The sequence below is a fragment of the Anabaena sp. CS-542/02 genome (assembly GCF_028331085.1).
In the GTDB taxonomy this organism is placed as follows: Bacteria; Cyanobacteriota; Cyanobacteriia; order Cyanobacteriales; family Nostocaceae; genus Anabaenopsis; species Anabaenopsis arnoldii.
The window spans coordinates 1-21,657 of the sequence record NZ_JAQMTM010000032.1 but is presented as its reverse complement, the minus strand read 5'-3'; the positions used below and the strand labels follow the sequence as shown (position 1 = coordinate 21,657).

18 protein-coding genes are annotated in these 21,657 nt (G+C 42.2%); 10 read left to right on the top strand and 8 right to left on the bottom strand.

Features of this window, described 5'->3' with window-relative positions:
• Positions 1-19 precede the first annotated feature (19 nt).
• The 3 genes from PN447_RS02865 to PN447_RS02855 all read right to left on the bottom strand — a co-directional run bounded on the left by PN447_RS02865 (position 20) and on the right by PN447_RS02855 (position 1,581).
• Positions 20-415 carry a salt stress protein, Slr1339 family gene (locus PN447_RS02865; protein ID WP_271760679.1) on the bottom strand — a complete coding sequence of 132 codons (396 nt, stop codon included), beginning with the start codon at positions 413-415 and terminating at the stop codon, positions 20-22.
• A gap of 98 nt (positions 416-513) precedes the next feature.
• Positions 514-1,119, bottom strand: a complete 606-nt coding sequence (locus PN447_RS02860) for a vWA domain-containing protein (RefSeq protein WP_271760678.1) — start codon at positions 1,117-1,119, stop codon at positions 514-516.
• Between the two features lie 102 nt (positions 1,120-1,221).
• The gene (locus tag PN447_RS02855; RefSeq protein WP_271760676.1) at positions 1,222-1,581 is read right to left on the bottom strand and encodes a Rieske (2Fe-2S) protein; all 360 of its coding nucleotides are present in this window, start codon (positions 1,579-1,581) and stop codon (positions 1,222-1,224) included.
• A gap of 138 nt (positions 1,582-1,719) precedes the next feature.
• Between PN447_RS02855 and PN447_RS02850 the strand changes: the two genes are divergently transcribed.
• From PN447_RS02850 to PN447_RS02825, 6 genes are all read left to right on the top strand, one after another.
• Entirely contained in the window at positions 1,720-2,763 is a 1,044-nt protein-coding gene (locus PN447_RS02850) for a J domain-containing protein (RefSeq protein WP_271760674.1), read from the top strand.
• 179 nt (positions 2,764-2,942) lie between these two features.
• Positions 2,943-3,845 (top strand): ATP adenylyltransferase family protein, encoded by a 903-nt coding sequence (locus tag PN447_RS02845; RefSeq protein ID WP_271760673.1) that lies wholly within the window; start codon positions 2,943-2,945, stop codon positions 3,843-3,845.
• Positions 3,846-4,954: 1,109 nt separating this feature from the next.
• Complete coding sequence (locus tag PN447_RS02840) at positions 4,955-6,184, top strand: sedoheptulose 7-phosphate cyclase (protein ID WP_271760671.1); 1,230 nt, start codon at positions 4,955-4,957, stop codon at positions 6,182-6,184.
• Between the two features lie 4 nt (positions 6,185-6,188).
• Positions 6,189-7,022, top strand: a complete 834-nt coding sequence (locus tag PN447_RS02835) for an O-methyltransferase (protein ID WP_271760670.1) — start codon at positions 6,189-6,191, stop codon at positions 7,020-7,022.
• A gap of 101 nt (positions 7,023-7,123) precedes the next feature.
• A complete protein-coding gene (locus PN447_RS02830) occupies positions 7,124-8,455 on the top strand; it encodes an ATP-grasp domain-containing protein (RefSeq protein WP_271760668.1) in 1,332 nt (443 codons plus the stop codon).
• 55 nt (positions 8,456-8,510) lie between these two features.
• Positions 8,511-9,542, top strand: coding sequence for a D-alanine--D-alanine ligase family protein (locus tag PN447_RS02825; protein WP_271760667.1), 1,032 nt, complete (start codon positions 8,511-8,513; stop codon positions 9,540-9,542).
• A gap of 3 nt (positions 9,543-9,545) precedes the next feature.
• Here the strand turns inward: PN447_RS02825 and PN447_RS02820 are convergent, their stop codons facing one another.
• Positions 9,546-10,067, bottom strand: a complete 522-nt coding sequence (locus PN447_RS02820; protein WP_271760666.1) for a DUF3122 domain-containing protein — start codon at positions 10,065-10,067, stop codon at positions 9,546-9,548.
• Positions 10,068-10,175: 108 nt separating this feature from the next.
• Positions 10,176-11,903 (bottom strand): DNA repair protein RecN, encoded by a 1,728-nt coding sequence (gene recN, locus PN447_RS02815; RefSeq protein WP_271760665.1) that lies wholly within the window; start codon positions 11,901-11,903, stop codon positions 10,176-10,178.
• A gap of 345 nt (positions 11,904-12,248) precedes the next feature.
• Here recN and PN447_RS02810 point away from each other — a divergent pair, with 345 nt between their 5' ends.
• Entirely contained in the window at positions 12,249-14,249 is a 2,001-nt protein-coding gene (locus PN447_RS02810; protein ID WP_271760663.1) for an ABC1 kinase family protein, read from the top strand.
• Between the two features lie 92 nt (positions 14,250-14,341).
• Here the strand turns inward: PN447_RS02810 and PN447_RS02805 are convergent, their stop codons facing one another.
• From PN447_RS02805 to PN447_RS02795, 3 genes are all read right to left on the bottom strand, one after another.
• Positions 14,342-14,776 carry a hypothetical protein gene (locus tag PN447_RS02805; RefSeq protein WP_271760661.1) on the bottom strand — a complete coding sequence of 145 codons (435 nt, stop codon included), beginning with the start codon at positions 14,774-14,776 and terminating at the stop codon, positions 14,342-14,344.
• A 221-nt stretch (positions 14,777-14,997) separates the two neighbouring features.
• The gene (locus PN447_RS02800; protein ID WP_271760659.1) at positions 14,998-18,030 is read right to left on the bottom strand and encodes a valine--tRNA ligase; all 3,033 of its coding nucleotides are present in this window, start codon (positions 18,028-18,030) and stop codon (positions 14,998-15,000) included.
• A gap of 312 nt (positions 18,031-18,342) precedes the next feature.
• On the bottom strand, positions 18,343-19,605 hold the full coding sequence (locus PN447_RS02795) for an FGGY-family carbohydrate kinase (RefSeq protein ID WP_271760657.1): 1,263 nt from the start codon (positions 19,603-19,605) through the stop codon (positions 18,343-18,345).
• Positions 19,606-19,743: 138 nt separating this feature from the next.
• Here PN447_RS02795 and psaM point away from each other — a divergent pair, with 138 nt between their 5' ends.
• From psaM to PN447_RS02780, 3 genes are all read left to right on the top strand, one after another.
• Complete coding sequence (psaM, locus tag PN447_RS02790; protein ID WP_006196319.1) at positions 19,744-19,839, top strand: photosystem I reaction center subunit XII; 96 nt, start codon at positions 19,744-19,746, stop codon at positions 19,837-19,839.
• 449 nt (positions 19,840-20,288) lie between these two features.
• Positions 20,289-20,699 (top strand): hypothetical protein, encoded by a 411-nt coding sequence (locus PN447_RS02785; RefSeq protein WP_271733482.1) that lies wholly within the window; start codon positions 20,289-20,291, stop codon positions 20,697-20,699.
• A 463-nt stretch (positions 20,700-21,162) separates the two neighbouring features.
• On the top strand, positions 21,163-21,657 hold a 495-nt coding region (locus tag PN447_RS02780; protein ID WP_271760655.1), incomplete at its 3' end, for an RNA-guided endonuclease InsQ/TnpB family protein.

Genomic DNA, 21,657 nt, shown 5'->3' with positions numbered 1-21,657 from the left:
ACGGGTTATTTTAAGTTGTTTATTCGTCGCTTTGTAAATATCCCATCGCCGCATCTAATTTAGAAGGATAACCTTCAGCAAACCTTTCAAACCAAAGACCTTCGGAAGAAAACGGATCTAATGTTTTCAACCATGCTTGTGCTTCCCCCCGTAAAGCTGCTAAACCTTGCGCCTTAATTTCAGCCTGGCGAATTTGTTGCTGTTCTATTGCTTGCTGTTTTTGCAACTCCTCAAGCGCATCTTGTTCAGCAAAATCAGCCCGCACCTGCGCCAAAAGACTATCCTCTAAAGATAAAGACTTTGGTGGTGGTGGGGTTGAGGATTTAGCTGTGTTTTTCTGTGGTTGTGATCCTGGGGATTTACCCTGATGATATTCAGCTTTGAGTTCACCCAGGACTTTGTCAAGAGAATCCATGGTTTTAACTTAATCACTACCCAATTAAAACTAGAAAAAGCCCAAACCACAAGGGAATCATCTGTGGTTAATTCAATCTTGAACACCGCCAAGCTCAACTAGTCAGTAATAGCATTGAGTAGTACCTCTGATAAACTCATGTCCTCCATATCTTCCATTGTCACGGTGTCACAGATATCAAACTTCGCCCCAGCGCTTTGCAAATCATCATCTAAAACCTTGAGAAAGCGGGTAGCTTGTGTATCTGTACCAACTTGAATCAAGGAAATACTTAATTCTTCGTCGGTATCCATACGGCGAGAAGCTTCGATAATTACCTTCATTACTGCTTTGCGGTCATCGGGTTCCCCATCGGTTACTACCAAGATGATTTCGCCATTGGGCTTAGTTTGACCTGCGCTCTTGCGTACAAAGTAATTCTCAATTGCGTCTTTCAATACAGATGCTAAGTCTGTGGACCCAGATGGGTCATTTTCTTGAAATATTTGTGTTACCTTAGCCGCATTGACATTCTCATAGCGCTTAAATCTACCAGAAAATAAATATACAGTGATCCCATCTGGGTCAAATTGCTCACACTTACTGGCTAAGGCTAGGGTAGATTCTTGTGCAGATTGCCATCTAGTTCTACCACCTTTCTGATCTGGGGTAGCCATGCTACCGCTTTTGTCCATAATTAGTGTATAGTCCCTATTTTCCAGCATGATTTGATTCCCACTCATAACTATGCCATCTTCACTATAGCAATTTGTATACAGGCAAGCGATCGCCCCTAGTGTGAGTTAACGCTTGCCATTTAGAAGATACTATTCCTCTTGGATATCAACCCAAATACTACCTTCTTCCACACGCACAGGGAATACAGGTAGGGTTTTTTGTTGTGAAATCATGGAAAGGACTTTACCTACACCAGGTGGCCATGGACACCAATCTTTTACCTCTCCAGTACCTAAGTCAAAAGCACTGCGATGTATAGGACAAACAATCGCCCCATCATCGGTAATCTTGCCATTTTTCATCGGCATTTTTAAATGAGGACAGGTGTTATCCACAGCATAAAGCTGATTCTCATGGTTGACAAGTAAAATTTTACGTGTGCCAACTTTTACTACCTCTCTACCATTGGGTTCCAGCGCCTCGGACGCAAGAACTTTAGTCCAGCCCATTAGGTTCTCCTTTCTTAATGATCTGCTTTCAGTTTCGCGCAATTGTGACCACTGCGATCGCTGGAATTAAATGATGAAACTGAATATTGTGGGTGTACGATCTGATCAGATGTAAATTTCCTCAGACTGGCCTCCTTTATGCCGAAAAAACCCACACCTTCATCCCAGTCAGCAACTACAACATCACTGGCGCTGTCATCTATCCATCTTCGCATGGAAACTTTAGACAAAGAACACAAGTGGTTATTAAAACAAATTAAGCGAAAACGGACGGAACTGCAGAACTTTTTGACACAAATGCGTTCCGTAGCCACGGACATATTAAATCGCTATCATCCCAATTTCCAAGAACTGATAGATATTGACCGAGAAATTCATACTCTGTTTGATGAAATCTTGAATAAAAGAAAGTTCGGTAAGAAGAGCAAAAAAGATATTCAAGCAATTTACAATCAACTCCAGGTTGCCAGAATTATCACTCCTCAACCTAGTAATCATGCAGAATCTCAAGACACAGAGGAGGTAACAGATGATTTCTCACATCAGCATAGAGAAGAACACGGTGAATACCAAGAACCCCAGCAGAACCTCAACTTTTCTTCAGTAAACAAATCTGAAGCCGCCAGAAAAATTCGCCAGACATTTCTAAGTTTAGCAGAAATATTTCACCCAGACAAAGTAAAAGATAGGGAAACTCAAATCCTGCATACTGAAATCATGAAAGAAATTAACAAAGCCTACCAAGAGGGTGACTTAGCCAGACTCTTGGAAATTGAACAGCAACATCAATCCCGAAAATATATTGATATGAATAATCAAGACGATTTAAATCGTCAATGCATGAGGATAGAACAGCAAAATCAAATCCTCAAAACTCAATATCATAAATTGAAACAGGAACTTCGCCTAGTGAAAAATACCCCAGAAGGCACAATGGTTACTGACTGTCGCAAAGCCGCGCGAGCAGGAATAGATGCTATTGCAAGTATGGTGGAACAAGTAGAAGCTGAAATTAAAACTATTACTGCTATCCGCGATTTTGTCAGAGACTTTAGAGAACAGAAGATCACTATCAGAGAATTCCTCGCTGGTCCAGAAATTATGCGCACCTTCAACCAAGACACCATGGATAATAACCTTGAAGAAATGTTTTTTGAATTGGCTGAAATTATGTTTTTCTAAGAGGATGTTTGATAAGTTTTCAACAGGTAATTTTTATCTTAGGGAACAGGGAACAGGGAGGAGGGAATGGGGTATTAATGGGGGTAAAAATCTGATAAAAATTACCTCTGGGAAAGTTATAAAACAACCTCTAAAAATCAGAATTAAAAGTTACACAAAATATAATTAAATATTTTATCATGTCCCAAAAAGAAATAGCACCAGGAAAAATATTACTGGAACCTAACAGGTTGTGGAAAAGTATCAAGGATCAGACCCAATACGCCCTAGAATGTGGGGTGCTGCTGTCAATACCGACTGATTTTGAATTTGTCGAAGACAATGGTGTTAAATTTTTAGTCAGAATTTTATCTAATCTGTTCCGCAAGGATATAGCCAAGGAGCAGCAAAAGAAAAAAACTAATCCCTTTCTTCCCTATGAGCAAGATTTATTCGTTGCCGATATTTCCCAGAGTCATGTTTGTATATTAAACAAGTTCAATGTTGTTGACTATCACCTGCTAATTATCACCCGTGCCTTTGAAGAACAGGAAAAATTACTCACCCTAGAGGATTTTACAGCTATGTGGGCTTGTCTAGCTGAGTTTGAGGGTTTGGCGTTTTACAATGGTGGTAAACTTGCTGGAGCTAGTCAGCCACATAAACACCTGCAAATGGTACCCTTACCACTCACACTTTCAGGGCTGCAAATACCTATAGAACCCCTACTGACATCCGCAGCATTTGTAGATTCTGTAACTACTATACCAGGATTGCCTTTTGTTCACGCTTTGGGGAAACTAAACCCCAGGGATTCGCCATACACAGCCGCAGTAACTACACTAGAGCTATATCATACCTTATTAAGTGCTGTGGGGTTAGAAGCCCTTGACCACAACAGACAATCTGGAGCTTACAATCTTTTAGCTACACGGGAATGGATGTTAGTTATACCGCGATCGCGTGAGGATTTTCATGGTATATCTGTTAACTCCTTGGGATTTGCGGGGGCGTTGCTGGTACGAAACCAGGAACAAATGCAGATAATTAAACAATACGGCCCAATGAATATCCTCAAGAATGTGGCTTTAGCTGTACCCTGAGTCAGTATTTCAGTGGTTCAGCCCTAACTGTACCGTGCTCAAACTCCTATTTCTACCTGAATTTAGCAAAATTGGCGGTTTACTTATTTACTTATGTTATGATTCGTATTAACATGGTGTTATGCTTTGTGCCGCATTTCTCATTTACTCACCAGTATTTGGCGAATTAAGTTACCCGGAGTAACTCAGAATGAGAATGCTACTGCCAACAAACTTGATTCTTTTGAGTCTACAACTATTCCTGAAAAAGAGTAAAGTTTTGTTACAATGTTTTTAACTGTGTTGAAATTATGAATTTTCAGGAACAGAGGCTGGTATTAACTTAATTGAAGGAAACAGGAATTATCCTGAAATTCTCAATAGAGTCTAATCAGTAACTTTCATGTTTAGCTATTTTATGCTTTGAGACTAATGCAAAACAACGGCAATTAGACGGTTAATAATGGTTGTGATCTCACATCTCATCCCAGAAATAGACAACATAATTAGTAGACAACGATAGGAGTTCAACCAAGTTTAGCCTTGGGTAAGTTGCTAGAGTCAAAATACAGTGGGACTAGTTAACAATTAGAGAAAGTTTCTAGAAATCCACTGTCGTTCTCGGCTAAATAGAATGTCATGAGTTTAGCAATATAAGGTTTGATGTCATGCTAAGAAACAGCGAAATCGGGGTTAATCATGGTTCTAACCTCAAATTAAAGCTTGGAGATCAACATTACACATATTTTTCCAGGACAGGACTTTTAAGGAATCTAACCATCGGAAAGCCACTAAAATGAAAGATAGTGGAAAGATTCATTCCACTATTGAAGTCAAGAATCCCCAGATGCGAAGTGGAACTGTGATATTCACAAATCTGGGACATTTGACTAGTTTAAGTGTGCTCTCCCATTAGAGCTTAACCGAATTACATAATTTACTCCAATGAATGGTTTTGTTTAATCACATTACCAGTCAGTAAAAAAATTAAGCTTTTTTATGGAAAGCTCATTTTGTGTTGTTTTTGTTCTCAAAAGCGCAAAAGCATAACTTTTTGCTGGCGTTCATCAGGGTAAATCGTAATTTTCGCCGAAATAGTGAATTTTTTAGTTGGAATCCAGTCAAGAAACATGAATAAAGTTCAAGCATCCTTTAAAGCTACAGAAACTCTGTTTCACGTGGAAGGTTACGAAAAAATTGACTTTAGTCTTGTCTATGTGAATGGTGCATTTGATATCAAAAACAGAGAAATTGCTGACAGCTATGAGAAATTTGGCCGCTGTCTAACCGTGATTGATGCTAATGTCTATGAACTTTATGGTCAGCAGATCAACTCATATTTCCAGCACTATGAGATTAAACTGACAGTATTTCCCATCATCATTACTGAACCCGCTAAAACCTTAGAAACTTTTGAAAAAATTGTCGATGCTTTTTCCAACTTTGGCTTAGTTCGTAAAGAACCGGTTTTAGTCGTTGGTGGTGGTCTAGTTACTGATGTGGCGGGATTTGCTTGCGCTGCTTACCGTCGTAAGAGTAACTATATTCGCGTTCCTACCACCTTAATTGGTTTAATTGATGCAGGTGTAGCGATTAAGGTCGCAGTTAATCATCGCAAGTTGAAAAATCGCTTGGGAGCATATCATGCACCTTTGAAGGTAATTCTGGACTTCTCATTTTTGAAGACCTTGCCAATATCTCAAGTTCGCAATGGGATGGCAGAATTAGTTAAGATTGCTGTAGTTTCTAACTCGCAAGTGTTTGAACTACTATACGAATATGGCGAACAACTGCTTTCCACTCACTTTGGACACGTGAATGCTACAGCAGAACTTAAAGAGATTGCCCATAAGGTGAACTATGAGGCTATCAAGACTATGCTAGAGTTGGAAACTCCTAACTTGCATGAAATAGACCTTGATCGCGTCATTGCTTACGGACACACTTGGAGTCCTACCCTAGAATTAGCACCCCGCGTACCTCTCTATCATGGTCATGCGGTAAACATAGATATGGCTTTGTCTGCAACCATCGCGGCAAAACGGGGGTATATTTTTACAGCGGAGCGCGATCGCATCCTAGATTTGATGAGTCGTATAGGTTTATCTCTGGATCATCCTCTACTAAATAGCGATTTGCTCTGGTATGCTACCGAGTCTATCAGCTTAACACGAGATGGCAAACAACGCGCTGCTATGCCTCGTCCCATTGGTGAGTGCTTCTTTGTTAATGATCTCACCCGTGAAGAACTTGATGCGGCTTTAGTTGAACATAAAAAACTTTGTGCTCAATACCCCCGGAAGGGAGAAGGGGTTGATGCATACATTGAAACTCAAGAAGCCAAACTACTAGAGGTGTAAAGGGATGACCAGTATTGTAGGAAAACAAACAGCTAGACCAATAACGCCACATAGCATCTTAGTCGCCCAGCTAGAGAAAACCCTGAAATTAGCACAACAAAGCAATATTCCCCCAGAGATATTAGATTCTCTGCGCCAGTCCGTGCAATTAGCAGCAGGTTTAGACCCCTATTTGGATGATTACACCACCCCGGAATCTAGACCCTTAGCAGCATTGGCGCAAAAAACTAGTCAAGAAGATTGGGGTAAACGCTTTAGCGATCGCGAAACAGTGCGTCAATTAGAGCAGGAAATGCTCTCAGGACATCTGGAGGGACAGACATTGAAAATGTTTGTTCACATGACCAAAGCCAAACGCATTCTAGAAGTAGGAATGTTCACCGGATATTCAGCTTTAGCTATGGCTGAAGCTCTACCAAGGGATGGAAAACTTATAGGTTGTGAAGTAGACCTCTATGTGGCAAAATTTGCTCAAGCTTGCTTTGGGGAGTCTCCCCACGGCTATAAAATAGTTGTAGAAGTAGCACCAGCCTTAGAGACTCTACACAAATTAGCAGCCAGAAAAGAATCATTTGATTTGATTTTCATCGATGCTGACAAAAAGGAGTATGTAGAGTACTTCCACACTATCTTAGACCATCATTTACTAACCACCGATGGCTTAATATGCGTGGATAATACTTTGTTACAGGGACAAGTTTATTTACCACCAGAACAACGCACAGCCAATGGTGAAGCGATCGCACAGTTTAATTCTGTAGTCGCAGCCGATCCTCGTGTGGAGCAAGTTCTCTTACCCATCCGAGATGGTGTGACTCTGATTAGACGCATAGCGTAACCAAGCTTTCAGGGAGATGAACAGGATCAATGCTTCCTCATCTCCCCCTACCTTCCTATTCTTGATATTTAGTGATAGATAAAACCTGACAACCGGCTTTCATGGTAAAAATACTGGCTATATTCAAAACTCTTGGCACCCTCGTCTTATTACTAATAGCCTTACCCTTCAATGCTTTGATAGTATTAACATCTTTGCTGTGGAGCCTTGTGAAATCGCCATTCACCCAACAAAAAGCTCAACAGCAGACTATCCTGGTAAGTGGAGCCAAGATGACCAAAGCATTGCAACTGGCTCGTTGTTTCCATGCAGACGGACACAGAGTTATTCTGATTGAAACTCACAAATACTGGTTATCTGGTCATAGATTCTCCCGTTCTGTCAGTGCTTTTTATACAGTTCCAGCACCTCAATCAGACCCAGACGGCTATATCCAGGCCTTAGTAGAAATCGTGAGAAAAGAGCAAGTTGAGGTTTATGTCCCTGTATGTAGCCCTGTAGCTAGTTACTACGACTCCTTGGCAAAGCCAATACTATCAGAATACTGCGAAGTCTTCCACTTTGATGCAGATATTACCAAGATGCTAGATGATAAATTTGCTTTTACCCAGCAGGCGCGAAAGCTTGGTTTATCCGTCCCCAAGTCCTTTAAAATCACCGATCCAGAACAAGTTATCAATTTTGATTTTAGTCAAGAAACCCGCAAATATATTCTCAAAAATCTGGCTTACGACTCTGTTCGCCGCTTAAATTTAACCAAACTTCCCTGCGACACCCCAGAGGAGACAGCGGCCTTTGTCAACAGTTTACCCATCAGTTCCGAAAACCCTTGGATTATGCAAGAGTTTATTCCTGGTAAGGAGTTATGTACACATAGCACAGTGCGGGACGGGGAATTAAGACTACATTGTTGCTCCTACTCTTCTGCATTTCAAATCAACTATGAAAACGTCGAAAATCCCCAAATTCGTGAATGGGTGCAACACTTCGTTAAAAGTTTAGCACTGACTGGGCAAGTTTCCTTTGACTTTATCCAAGCTGAAGATGGGACAGTTTACGCCATCGAATGCAATCCCCGTACCCATTCGGCGATCACAATGTTCTACAATCATCCTGGTGTTGCACAAGCCTATCTTGGTAAAACTCCCCTACCTACAGTTTTGGAACCCCTAGCAACTAGCAAGCCCACTTACTGGATATATCACGAAATCTGGCGACTAACTGCTATCCGCTCCTGGAAACAATTGCAAACATCTGTGAATATCCTCCTTAGAGGTACTGATGCTATTTTCTGCTTTGATGACCCAGTACCATTTTTGACTCTACATCATTGGCAGATTACCTTGCTCTTGCTGAAAAATCTACAACAGCTTAAAGGTTGGGTAAAAATAGACTTCAATATTGGCAAGTTGGTGGAGTTAGGTGGCGATTAAAAGATAAATTTTTCCTTGGTCTCGATCAAGACTGCTATTTATAGGAAAGTCTATTATGTCTGTACTTCGTATTCTGCATTTGGTTGGGTCTGCATACAATGAATTTTATAGTCATTTATCACGCCTTTATGCCCAAGACTGTTTGACAGCAACGGCAGATTCATCACGCTATGATTTTCAGATTGCATACGTTACACCTGATGGCCAGTGGCGTTTTCCTCCCTCTCTTAGTCCAGAGGATATCGCTATCACTAAACCAATTTCTCTAGCTGAGTCTGTTACATTTATTACATCGCAAAACATTGACCTGGTTTTACCACAAATGTTTTGTATTCCGGGAATGACTTACTACCGCGCCCTATTCGACCTGCTGAATATTCCTTATATTGGCAATACTGCCGATATTATGGCAATAGGTAGCCACAAAGCCAGAACTAAAGCAATTGTCGCTGCAGCAGGAGTCAAAGTACCTCGAGGAGAATTACTCCGCCCAGGAGACATACCCACAATTACACCACCAGTAGTCATCAAACCCGTTAGTTCTGACAATTCTTTAGGAGTGGCTTTAGTCAAGGAGGCTACTGATTATCAGGCTGCTTTGCAGACAGCATTTGAATATGCAGATGAGGTGATTGTAGAAACATTCATCCCACTCGGTCGAGAAGTTAGATGTGGTATCCTTGTCAAGGACAGAGAGTTATTAGGTTTACCCCTAGAAGAGTATAAGTTAGACCCCCACGACAAGCCTATCCGCAAATATGCTGATAAACTCAAGCAAACCGATGATGGTTACTTGGATTTTAGCGCTAAAGATCACATCAAGTCTTGGATTGTGGACTGTAATGACCCTATGACCCAACGGGTGCAGGAAGTAGCTAAACTCTGTCATCAGTCCTTGGGTTGTCGCCACTATAGTTTATTTGATTTCCGCATCGATCCAGAGGGACAACCTTGGTTTTTAGAGGCTGGGTTATATTGTTCTTTTTCTCCGAGAAGTGTGATTTCCTCCATGGCCAAAACAGCGGGAATTCCTCTCAATGAATTATTCATGACGGTTATTCATGAAACTTTGCGTAGTAATCAATGAAATTTACTCAATTTCTGTTACTAGCCATTGCCATTCAGTAACGACATTCTCAGGTATATTGATCAGCAATGGCTTGACATTTTTAGTTGGCACATATAGTTTAAGTGCATCGGTGGTTCCTAGTTGGGTTAGAATGTTAGTTAGTTCATATTCACCCACATTGGGAGCAGGTGCAGTTAAGCCATAGGCATCTGATGCACTCAATAGTTTTCCTGATGTTGTCTCAATTACTAATGGTTGCGGGTGAGCAATTTCCACAATCCCAGGAAAACCCACTAGGCGCAATCTTAAATCTTTGATTGTACTTTTGTCATATTGTTTGAACAATAGCACCTGCCAAGTATAGCCTTTTTCATCTTTGATAGATACTTGGGAGTGATAGCGCAAAACACCAGGGGAATCATGATGTTGTCGCAGTAATGCCTCTGCTGATTGCACACCCCATGCACTAAAAGTCAAGGTGACCAGGATTACTATAGCCCAAGTCCAGAAGTATTGCCAGACTTTTTGCTTGAGGTCATACATACGGTCAAGGGAATTCTCATGAGTAGAAAAACAAAACCCGAACTACCCTAACTATAGCTTCAGTTTAGATAGGAAGTCCTCATTTTAGATTTATGTCCGAGTGTCAAATTAAATTATTTCTTGTCCTCGATGATGAGCCGCTTGTAATAATAAAGACTCAGCAAAAGCGATCGCATCTGTGGCCGACTTACCACCAGCTAACTGCGCCAGTTCTTCCCGGCGATTGGTCATATTCTCTAAACTAGTGACTCGTACCACCGTCCGAACATCAGTATTATTACTTTTATCAATAGTTTGTTTATCTACACGAAAATGTCGGTCAGCCATCGCCGCCACTAAGGGCTGATGGGTAACACATAAAACTTGGTTATTTTGACTTAGCTGGTGTAATTTTTCTGCGATCGCTTGGGCGACCCTCCCAGAAACCCCCACATCAATTTCATCAAATATCATAGTTTCCGCTGCATCCCCTCGGGAAAAACAAGCTTTCAGCGCCAGTAAAAAGCGACTCATTTCCCCCCCGGAAGCGATGGCTATTAAAGGTTGGATGGGTTCCCCTGGGTTAGGGCTAAACATAAAGGTAATTTTGTCCGCACCAGTGGCTGTGGGGGAAATAGGCACGATCTCCACTTGAAACTTTACCTTTTCCATAGCTAAAGGCTTGAGTTCACACAGTAATTCAGATTCTAAATCCGCAGCGGTTTGGCGACGCAATTTAGTTAACTGTTCACAGGCTTGGGTTAGTTGGGCAAAACAGGCCACTTCCTGCTGTTCTAGACTTTCAATCGACTGTTCACCGTCATTGAGTTCTGCCAACTCGTCTAGTATGCGTTGGTAGTGGGCGATGGCCTCTGTCAGGGTGGGTCCATACTTGCGACAAATTTGCTTTAATTCTTGAATGCGCTCTTCTACTTCTTGCAATCTTTGGGGGTCGGCTTCTAAACTACTTCCGTAAGTATTAATTTGCCTTCCCACTTCCATGATCATAGTTTGAGCATCCCTGACCAAATCTAACAAAGGTTGCAATTGGCCATCGTACTCCACCATATCAGTTAATGTCGCCTCGCTGTCTGCTAATAAATCCGTTACAGAAGGGGTCTCATTATCATTTTGATACAAGGATTGATACACCTTGTAACTCATCTGTTGCAGTTCCACTACATGATTGAGGCGTTCCCGTTCTTGCTGGAGTTGTTCCCACTCCAGAGGATCTTGGAGGTTAGCAGTTCCCAATTCTTGGATTTGATACCTGAGCAAATCGAGTTGCTGTAGACGCTCCCGTTCTGATGTCCGGCGTTTTTCCAAGACCAGATAAGCTCTTTGATAAGCACTAAAGGCTGTGGAAATGATTTGACGCTGTTGCATCAGTAAGTCACCACCATACACATCTAACCATTCTCGGACTTGGGCCGGCTGTCCTACCTGTAAAGTTTGACCTTGGGCGGTGATTTCCACCAGTCGATCGCGCAGCCCTCCCATGATCTGGCGATTCACTAACACCCCATTTACCCGCGATCTACTACGGATATTACTACTACTGCCAGTAATTTCTCGGCTAACTATTACACAATTATCTTCAATTAAATCGATTTCCTGTGCTATCAACCAAGTAGTTAAGGAAGGTGATAGGGTGAAAGTAGCTTCTACCAGTGAACGATTCGTTCCAGTGCGAATAACTCGACTAGAGATTTTACCCCCCAAAACCGCATCAATGGCATCCAAGATAATGGATTTTCCCGCACCGGTTTCACCTGTTAGTACATTGAGACCAGGGCCAAATTCCAGATCTAGTTGATCAATCAGGGCAAAATTTTCGATTCGCAGCCAAAGCAACATCAAGCCAAATTCTCCGAGAGGACAGATGCCGGGACTTTTAACTTACAGAACACTAAGCAGGTTATTTTTCTTACTTCTTGGTGCATTGTGGGCATATTGTTATGATACAACGCTTTTCTCTGGAAAGTCTATAATTGTTCTCCCTACAAGTATCAGTTGAGGATAGGGAATATCGAGATATTATTGAACTAGTAAGCCATCTTACTAGTTATTAGTAGTTTGGAGTCGATAACCCGCCCTGATAACTTGGGGAAAAACTCTAATTTATCCCTGTTTGATGGATGATTCTTTGTAAACTTATTGTTACAATACTTTACATGCTTAATCCTCTCGGTGGCTTCCTTCATGATTGTTAAGACACTTTCCCCGACTTCGCGCAAAACCGAGGACGAACCACAAGTTACTCCAGTAGTAACAGAAAATGGCATATCAACCTTAGTTGTTGATTCACCAAAATCTATGATTAACCAAAAGTCTGATACTGAGGCTATACCTTACGATCCCCAAGAGATTAGGGAACATTATCGCCAGCGCCCCCTAAAAGTTTTGCGGCGGATTTTCGCAGTCTTAGGGCCGACCCTTTCCTTTCTATTTGGGTTGTGGTGGGACAACCGCCGGGGAATAGTGGTGAAAAAAGACCCCCGTCGAGCGGTTCAACTGCGAGAACTACTCACGAAATTGGGGCCAGCTTACATTAAAATCGGACAGGCTTTATCTACTAGACCAGATTTGGTTCCCCCTGCATATCTAGAGGAATTAACTAGGTTACAAGACCAATTACCGCCCTTTCCTAACGCTACTGCTTACCAATTTATTGAAGAAGAATTAGGCGCACCACCAGAGGAAATTTACGCCCAACTCTCCGAACAGCCCATTGCGGCGGCTTCTTTGGGGCAAGTTTATAAAGGTAAACTGAAAACTGGTGAAGAAGTCGCTATTAAAGTCCAACGCCCTGATTTAAGAGAAACAATTACTGTTGACTTGTTTATTTTGCGCCAACTCGCCGCTTGGGTAAAAAATAAAGTTAAACGAATACGCAGTGACTTAGTTGGTATCCTCGATGAATTAGGCGATCGCATCTTTGAAGAGATGGATTATATTCATGAGGGAGAAAATGCCGAACGCTTTTTCGAGTTATATGGTCACATAAAAGATATTTACATTCCGAAAATTTACTGGGAATACACCAATCGTCGCGTCCTGACTATGGAGTGGATAAGCGGCACAAAATTAACCCAAACCGCCGAAATCAACGCCCAAGGTATAGATGCTCGTTATCTGATTGAAGTGGGTGTCCAATGTTCCCTGCGCCAGCTACTCGAACACGGATTTTTCCATGCTGACCCCCACCCAGGTAATTTATTAGCCACACCAGATGGGAAATTGGCTTATCTCGACTTTGGCATGATGAGTCAGGTACAACCGCCCCAGCGTTATGGTTTAATTGAAGCGATCGTTCACGTCGTTAACCGTGACTTTGAAGGTTTAGCCAACGATTACGTTAAACTAGATTTTTTATCACCAGACACCGACTTAACACCCATAATTCCCGCCTTTGCAAGAGTCTTTGCTGATGCTCAAGGAGCCAGCGTTGCTGACTTGAACATTAAAAGCATCACTGATGAACTCTCAGCTTTGATGTATGAATATCCTTTCCGCGTACCTCCTTACTACGCTTTAATTATTCGCTCCCTGGTAACCCTCGAAGGTATCGCTATATATATAGATCCCAACTTCAAAGTTCTCAGCGAAGCCTATCCTTATGTTGCTAAACGTCTCTTAACGGACGAAGCACCACAATTAAGAACATCACTGCAAAACTTACTATTTAAAGATGAAAAATTCCGTTGGAATCGGTTAGAAAACTTGTTACGTAATGCCAAGAAAAATCAGGATTACGACTTCAACCTAGTTTTAAACCAGGGAGTCGAGTTTCTTTCTTCTGAACGTGGTGCATTCATTCGTGACAAGATAGTAGATGAATTTCTCAATGGAGTCAATGCTGTAGGGAAAAATGTTCTACACAACTTCACTTATATCCTGCGAGAACGAGTAGGTTTAACAGCAGTTAATGAAATCCCAAGGGCCACAGTTGAGCAACAACAAACCCTAGACCATATTAAACGGATTTTAAGTATTCTCCGGGAAAACCGTGATTTTGATCCGGTGGAATTAGCTCCCCAACTGGCCCAACTGTTAGTAAATCCAGGTGTACAGCGTTTGGGTCAGCAAATTACTAATCGCCTGGCGCAAAAAGCCATAGCGCGTTTAATTCGCGAGTTATTAGCAGCTGAAGAAGTCGATACTACTAAAGCTCTTCCCCTAGCTAAACCTGCAAGAGTTTAACTCAAGATTTGATAAATAAACACTCCCCTCTTCTTAACCAGGAGAGGGGTTAGGGGTTAATTTTTTACCACATAAACTTAGATTTGAATTGTTTAACCAGAGTCTCCATGGTGACGATTTCTGTCACCTCGAAGACGTTCTTCTAAGGCTTGAATCTGTTCGCGACGTGCTTCTAATTCTAGAGTACGACGAGCTAATTCTTGATTTTGTAAAGTTAGAGATTGTCGCCAGTTTTCGGCAAGTTCTACTTCTTCTTCTAACTGTTTTGGTGTCATACCAATGCTGAGGTAGGTTTGCACTAAATTTATTACCCAGTCCTTAGCATCTTCTAAACTTTCAATATCACCTTCAGGGGAAAGCTGCAGTAAAACCAGCAAGTTATCACTCATCTTAGTTTCTTTACCCACAGAAATCACGGTCTCTTCAGGGATAATTACCCACAGGTTTGGACTTTCTTGACGTGCTAACAAGCGTAACTGATAGTTATCTAAAAATTTCTTTTTATGTACTTGAGCTAGATATAGCATGGCTTTATTTTCAGCCGTGGGGAAAAGTAAAATATGATTTACAGCACTTTTAAAGTCAATAAAGTAAACACATTAATATCATAAATCTTCTGGGGTGGGCAGTGGGTTACGCAAGCGGTAGCTATCGGTGTCCGCCCTTGTGTACCTAACTCAGATCAGATAAAATGCGCTGTAAGTTCATAGGTAATGGTTAATTTATATTTAACCATTACCCATGAGACCTATGTTAAACTACGCAAGCGATCGCGCAAAATTTCCGCTTGTTTCTCAGCTTCTGCTAAAGAGTCTCTGGCTCCCTGTACCACTTCTGCTGGGGCTTTATCCACAAACTTCGGATTACTTAACCTCCCACTCAAAGACTTAGCCTCAGCTTCGGCTTTGTTGAGGCTTTTTTCCAGTTTAGCCCGCAGAGTAGCAATATCCACCACATCCCCACTCAAAGGAATTACCACTTGTACAGTACCCACAACACCAGCAATGGCATTTTCTGGTGCTGGTGGCTGTTGTAATTCTGTTTGTAAGATTTCCTTGGGATGGCGTGGCGCAGAAAACACAGCGAAAACCTTTTGTCTGTCCTCAGCTAGGAGGAGATTTTGTACAACAAACCAAGATGCATAACCCAAACCAACTATTTCAAAAAATCTCCCCATTAAGGGAATTTCATAAATTGCCTTCCCTGTCGCTAAACCTATCCTAGTAAAGACAAGCAGTACAATAATTAAAGCAATTGTCTTTAAACCCCTCAGAGGTTTTTTCTCCACCATTTCTGGGACGGGTTCCTCTCCGGGAGAAGCTTCCCCCACACCAGCAATAGTTAAATTCTCCACCTTAGCCAAATCTTGAATATACGCCCGTCCATCTGTGAGGATTTGCTGTTCCTGGGGATTATCAGTTTGCAAGTTGGTGGTAATTTTCGCCCCTGGCTTAATATCCGCCTCAGCGCGTAAATTCCGAATCGTACGGATTGTACCAATGAGCAATTCAAACTGTGCTTCCAAATGGGGATTAATCAGGTGATTATCGCTTTGCGGATAGGCTTGTAAAGATAAACTTTCTAAAGAATCCCCTGGTTGTTGGGTGAGAGTTTGCCAAATCTCCTCAGTAATGTGAGGCATTAAGGGATGCAGTAATTTTAAAATCCCTTCCAGCACATAGGCAAGAATTTGTTGTGCTACCTTGCGGGATGCGGGATCGGCATCTTTTTGTAACCGGGATTTGACTAATTCAATATACCAGTCACAAAAATCACCCCATATAAATTCATACAGGCCTTTGGCCGCTTCCCCTAAACCGTAGTTATCAATGTAATTACTAGTTTGTTTGATAACTTGATGATAACGGGAAAGAATCCACTTATCACTTAATTCTGTAGCCAGTGGTTGACCTAACTGTTGCGGCGTTTGTCCATCCAAATTCATCATGACAAACCGGGCCGCATTCCATAACTTATTAGCAAAGTTGCGCGCCGCTTCCACCGATGACGACTCATCCTTTTTGCGGTCATATTCCAGGCGGATATTTTGACCCGCCCCCGCCACTTCTTTAACTAAGGTATAGCGCAGCGCGTCAGTACCATACTTGTCAATTAATAATAGTGGGTCAATCCCATTACCTTTAGTTTTCGACATTTTCTGACCGTTTTCATCCAGAACTAACCCGTGAATGTAAACATCATTAAATGGCATTTTCCCAGTAAAGTGTCCGGCCATCATCGTCATTCTGGCCACCCAGAAAAAGATAATATCAAAACCAGTCACCAAAGCAGTGTTAGGGTAATAAGTCCTTAAATCCGGCGTTTGTTCTGGCCAACCCAAAGTTGAAAATGGCCAAAGCCCAGAAGAAAACCAAGTATCTAACACATCTGGGTCTTGTTCTAACTTGACATTTTCACCAAATTGTGATTTAGCTTTTTCCCAAGCCTCATCGGCTGATTTTGCCACCACAAAGGGGGTATGATCAGTAATTTGACCACCGGTTTCACTCACCGCATACCAAGCCGGAATTTGATGACCCCACCATAATTGACGAGAGATACACCAATCCTTTAACTTAACCAGCCAATCACGATAAACCTTAGTCCAGCGTTGGGGGACAAACTCCGGCGAATTTTGCCCGTCGAGAAATTCTAAAGCTTGATCAGCCATGGGGCGAATTTTCACAAACCACTGAGTAGATAATAGTGGTTCTACCGGGACTTTACCGCGATCGCTATAAGGAACAGTATGCTTATAATTCTCCACCTTCACCAACACACCGTCTGACTCCAAGCGAGAAACCACATTCTTCCTAGCCACAAAGCGGTCTTGTCCCTGGAACTCCCCAGCTTGCTCATTAAGAGTTCCATCCTTATTCATAATATTGATCAAAGGCAGATTGTGACGCTTACCCATTTCAAAGTCATTCGGGTCATGGGCTGGAGTCACCTTCACACAACCAGTTCCGAAAGTGGGATCAACAAACTCATCACCAATAATCGGAATTTCCCGATTCATAATTGGTAGAGTGAGGGTCTTACCAATCAAATGAGAGTACCTTTCATCATTGGGGTTAACAGCCACAGCAGTATCACCCAGCATAGTTTCCGGTCGAGTGGTCGCAACCTCCACAAACCCAGAATTATCACTCAGGGGATAGCGGAAATGCCAAAGATTCCCATCAACTTCTTGATTATCCACTTCTACATCAGACACCGCCGACCCAGAAGCAGGACACCAATTCACTAAATATTCTCCCCGATAAATTAATCCTGACTCATAGAGACTTACAAAGGCTTCCAGAACAGCTTTTGATAAACCTTCATCTAAAGTAAACCGTTCCCGTGTCCAATCAACCGACACACCCAAACGTTTTAACTGATTAACAATTGTACCCTCAGAATCCGCCTTCCATTGCCAAGCGCGTTCTAAGAATTCCTCGCGCCCCAGTTCGTAGCGAGTTTTACCCTCTTTCTTGAGTTGTTTTTCTAACATCGTGTGAACGGCGATGCTGGCGTGGTCAGTTCCCGGCACCCATAGGGTGTTACGCCCTTTCATGCGGTGATAGCGCACCAGAGTATCAATTAAGGCACTTTCAAAAGCATGACCCATGTGTAAACTCCCCGTGACATTAGGAGGGGGAATCACAATACAGTAAGGTTCACCGCCTTGATTGGGGTCAGCTTTGTAGACTTGGTTTTCTTCCCAAAATTTTTGCCACCTGGCTTCGGTGGTAAATGGGTCATACAGACTAGGGAGGTTGCTAATATTTGCGGTCATGCGGAGACAAGTAATTCTGGAAGGACTCTTATAAATTTTGCCATAGCCTGGAAGAAGGATTCATGGAAAGGAACCGCACCAGGCGCAGAGGACACACAAACAAGAGATTTGAGAAGGTTAACCAAGAAAGTTAATGGGTGCCTCGCAGTTGAGTCGAGGGGGCTAAACTGCAACTTAAATTATCCCCAGATATAGATATTACTACCATTATGTACACATACTAGAGTGCATACAGCGAGGTAACTCTATTATGGACAACAATCAAATGACTATACTGTATAAATCTTCTGTGACACTTGTGCAGTCCAGTGGCTAGTTAAAAAAATCAGTCCCTCTCATGGCCAAAAGCGCCGTACCATAAGCAGCTTCCCTATGCACCGACGACATCACAGACACTTTTAAATGTCGTTCACGAATGCCAGACCAAGTAGAATTTACCGCACCACCCCCGGCAGTGTAAACACGAGTTAATTTATCCGCCCCCATTTCTTGTAATAATGTATACCCAATAGCCTCAATTCGGGCAATACTTTCTAACAACCCATGCAAAAATTCCACACTACTCTCAGGGCGTGGTGTTAATCGCGGCGGTAAAGCAGGATCATTAATGGGAAAGCGATCGCCCGGCTGCAATAATGGATAATAATCTAACTCGCTGGCTCTTGTAATATCAATTTCGCTGCTCAACTTTTCTAACTCAGCATCACTAAAAAATTGCTTTAGCACCGCCCCCCCAGTATTAGAAGCACCCCCAGTCAGCCACAAGTTACCCCAGCGATGGCTATAAATACCATATCGTGCATCTTCTACCCGGGTACGACTCAATAGTTTGACCGCCAAGGTCGAACCCAAGGATGTCACAGCTTCCCCGGGGTATTTGGCGCCACTAGCCAAGAAAGCGGCAATACTATCAGTTGTACCAGCATACACCAAGCAATCATCAGGGAAATGAAACTGAGTTGCTATTTCCGGGCGCAATTGGGCAATGGGAGTACCGGGGGGTAAAACTCTGGGTAACTGAATCGGTAATTCTAGTTTTTCTAGCCATTGTGGATATTTCAACTCTTCCACGTCATAGCCCAGCTTTAAAGCGTTATGGTAATCGCTAATTCCCAAATACCCATGCAGCAGAAATCCTAACCAATCGGCTTGATGTAGAAAATATCTCGCTTTGCTGAAACTCGGCTGTTGCACCATCCACAGCAATTTTACTAGGCTAGAAGTTGCACTTAATACGTTACTTTGGGGTGGTGCAATACTTTTTAATTGCGACAGCACCACTGATCCCCGCCCATCGTTATACAATAAAGGTGTATCTACAGGCTGACCAGCAGCATCACACAGCAGGACTGTGGAAGAAGTACCGTTAATGGCGATCCCCTTGATTTCTCGGCGCAATTTCTCTGGTATTTGTGTCAGCAGTCGAAATAAAGCCCCATGCCACGAATCTGCTAAGTTAGTAACAGCCCCATCTGCCCAAGAATGCTTGATTTCTGCCTGGGTGGAAGCTTCATGATTAATCACCACACCCCTAACCCCAGATGTACCGAAATCGATCCCCAAATAAAAATCCATAGTTTTATAAATTTTTTTAATGACAAATCACTGTTTTTGTTGCATCTTGTAACAAGATATTCCACATTCTTGGCAAAACAGTGAAAAGTAGTAAACGAACTGTTCAATATTGATTTGAAGCTCAGGAGGGTTCAGACCATGCCTATATCAGACACTCAGGTGTACATTGCTCTAGCTGTAGCGCTGATTCCAGGAATTCTGGCTTGGCGTTTAGCAACAGAACTCTATAAATAACGCCACGTTTTGACATGGTAACCGGGGTAGATTCAAAATCGCCCCACTCTCAAACAACAATCAGGCTAGCCCTGGTTGTTGTCTTTATAAGTATATTCTTTGAGTAAAATAGGAAACCTTTCAATTTTCCGCGACAATATCTGGGATATTTATTTAAAACAAGGCAAGATTACATATCGCTTAGACCTCTTGAAAAAATCACCATGACTCGGAATTGACATAATCTTCTAAAAGAATAATAATCGGGCAACCGGGGTGCTAGTGGCTAAATGCCAGAAGTTTTTAAATACTAGCTAACTGCGTATATAGAGTGGCCTTTTAACTTTCAATATACGTGTAGCAATTTGGCAAAAATGAAGTAATATGACAGCTAAGTAAAGGTGTAAACCCTGTCAGTGCGCATTCTATGAAGTTGTCATGAAATTAGTCAGGTTTTTTAATTAAGCATAATGAACGCCATTCAACCGTCTAGACCGCCGGTACAACCTATACAAAAACGCCGGGCTGCTCCTCGACCAAAACGGCATCTTCGTCAACGTTCCTACCAGGTTATAGCCCTGGAAACCACAGCTAAAATAGCAGTTAACTTAGTCCTGTGCAGTGCAGCAGTATCTGCCCTGGTACAACTTCTGCCTTATCATTGGACACAGCAAAACAGGTTGCGAGAAGTTAAGACTGAGGTCAAGCTGATGGAAGAACGTGTTGAGAGTTTGCAAAGGGAATTTCAGCGGAATTTCGACCCCCATCAAGCTCATATTATTAGACAACAGCAAGGGTATAAATTTGACCCTAATCAATTTCCAGTAGTACTCGTAAATCCTGATGTTCAGGAAGCGGAAATATTAAATGTATTACCATAAGGCAAACAATACGTATTTATATGGATAAATCAGACTGTGGACACCCAGTTATTTTGTATCTACTCCCGGCAATATATCTACAGCAAAAAAGATTATATCACTGTGGCGTAAACGTCGCAAATAGCCTTCTCCCAAGGGGAGACGCTGCGCGAACATCCCTTGCCTTCGCGTGAAACGTCAAAAATCTCAACTTACTCATGGGGATGTAGAAACCCCATCTTCAACGAAGTAAGAAGGGGTAGTTCATGACTAATCAAGTAGTAACACGAACAAATTGCTAGAATGCCCACAGTCCTTGATTTAGCTCATTGCCTGTTGCCGTCAGGTATCTTGCCTACAAAAAAAGGCGCACAGTGCCCCTGGTTTCTAACTATGGGGGTGTAGTGCGCTGGCGACTTGGGTCGCATTCCTAAAAATCGTCTGGAAAAATATTAACCTCAATGTATCATGTTACTAGGAGGTGATGCAAGTGTTTAATCTGACCTACGAATTTAAGCTTAAACCAACTCAAAAACAAATAGCAATATTTGAAGAATGGTTAGAAACTCATCGGCGGGTTTACAATCATGCTTTGGGTCAGCGTAAAGACTGGTATCGGTCTCGTAGTTGTCAGGCAAATGCTTGCAGTCTTCGTAGTTGTTACATCATCCCTCCTGATGCGCCTCGTCCCACATTTGCAAGTCAATGTAAGTCTCTGACTGTTGCACGCCAGGAAAATGAGTATTTAAAGCGTGTTAATGCTCAATCTTTGCAGCAAACATTAAGACGACTAGAAAAAGCTTTTGTCAGTATGTGGGAACAAAATCATGGCTTTCCTAGATTTAAGAAACAGGGGCGAATGCGTTCTTTTTCCTTTTCTCAATTAGGAGTAAATCCATTAACCAATAGGTATGTAAAATTACCTGTAATTGGGTTAGTTAAAGTGCGTCAATCCCGTTCAATGCCAGATGGAGGGGTG

Coding starts and splice junctions, on each gene's coding strand:
- PN447_RS02800 (WP_271760659.1), bottom strand. CDS start 18,030: ATGACCGCAAATATTAGCAACCTCCCTAGTCTGTATGACCCATTTACC.
- PN447_RS02845 (WP_271760673.1), top strand. CDS start 2,943: ATGTCCCAAAAAGAAATAGCACCAGGAAAAATATTACTGGAACCTAAC.
- PN447_RS02855 (WP_271760676.1), bottom strand. CDS start 1,581: ATGGGCTGGACTAAAGTTCTTGCGTCCGAGGCGCTGGAACCCAATGGT.
- PN447_RS02865 (WP_271760679.1), bottom strand. CDS start 415: ATGGATTCTCTTGACAAAGTCCTGGGTGAACTCAAAGCTGAATATCAT.
- PN447_RS02860 (WP_271760678.1), bottom strand. CDS start 1,119: ATGCTGGAAAATAGGGACTATACACTAATTATGGACAAAAGCGGTAGC.
- PN447_RS02805 (WP_271760661.1), bottom strand. CDS start 14,776: ATGCTATATCTAGCTCAAGTACATAAAAAGAAATTTTTAGATAACTAT.
- PN447_RS02820 (WP_271760666.1), bottom strand. CDS start 10,067: ATGTATGACCTCAAGCAAAAAGTCTGGCAATACTTCTGGACTTGGGCT.
- recN (WP_271760665.1), bottom strand. CDS start 11,903: ATGTTGCTTTGGCTGCGAATCGAAAATTTTGCCCTGATTGATCAACTA.
- PN447_RS02830 (WP_271760668.1), top strand. CDS start 7,124: ATGGTAAAAATACTGGCTATATTCAAAACTCTTGGCACCCTCGTCTTA.
- PN447_RS02825 (WP_271760667.1), top strand. CDS start 8,511: ATGTCTGTACTTCGTATTCTGCATTTGGTTGGGTCTGCATACAATGAA.
- PN447_RS02810 (WP_271760663.1), top strand. CDS start 12,249: ATGATTGTTAAGACACTTTCCCCGACTTCGCGCAAAACCGAGGACGAA.
- PN447_RS02840 (WP_271760671.1), top strand. CDS start 4,955: ATGAATAAAGTTCAAGCATCCTTTAAAGCTACAGAAACTCTGTTTCAC.
- PN447_RS02785 (WP_271733482.1), top strand. CDS start 20,289: ATGAACGCCATTCAACCGTCTAGACCGCCGGTACAACCTATACAAAAA.
- PN447_RS02850 (WP_271760674.1), top strand. CDS start 1,720: ATGCCGAAAAAACCCACACCTTCATCCCAGTCAGCAACTACAACATCA.
- PN447_RS02835 (WP_271760670.1), top strand. CDS start 6,189: ATGACCAGTATTGTAGGAAAACAAACAGCTAGACCAATAACGCCACAT.
- PN447_RS02795 (WP_271760657.1), bottom strand. CDS start 19,605: ATGGATTTTTATTTGGGGATCGATTTCGGTACATCTGGGGTTAGGGGT.
- psaM (WP_006196319.1), top strand. CDS start 19,744: ATGCCTATATCAGACACTCAGGTGTACATTGCTCTAGCTGTAGCGCTG.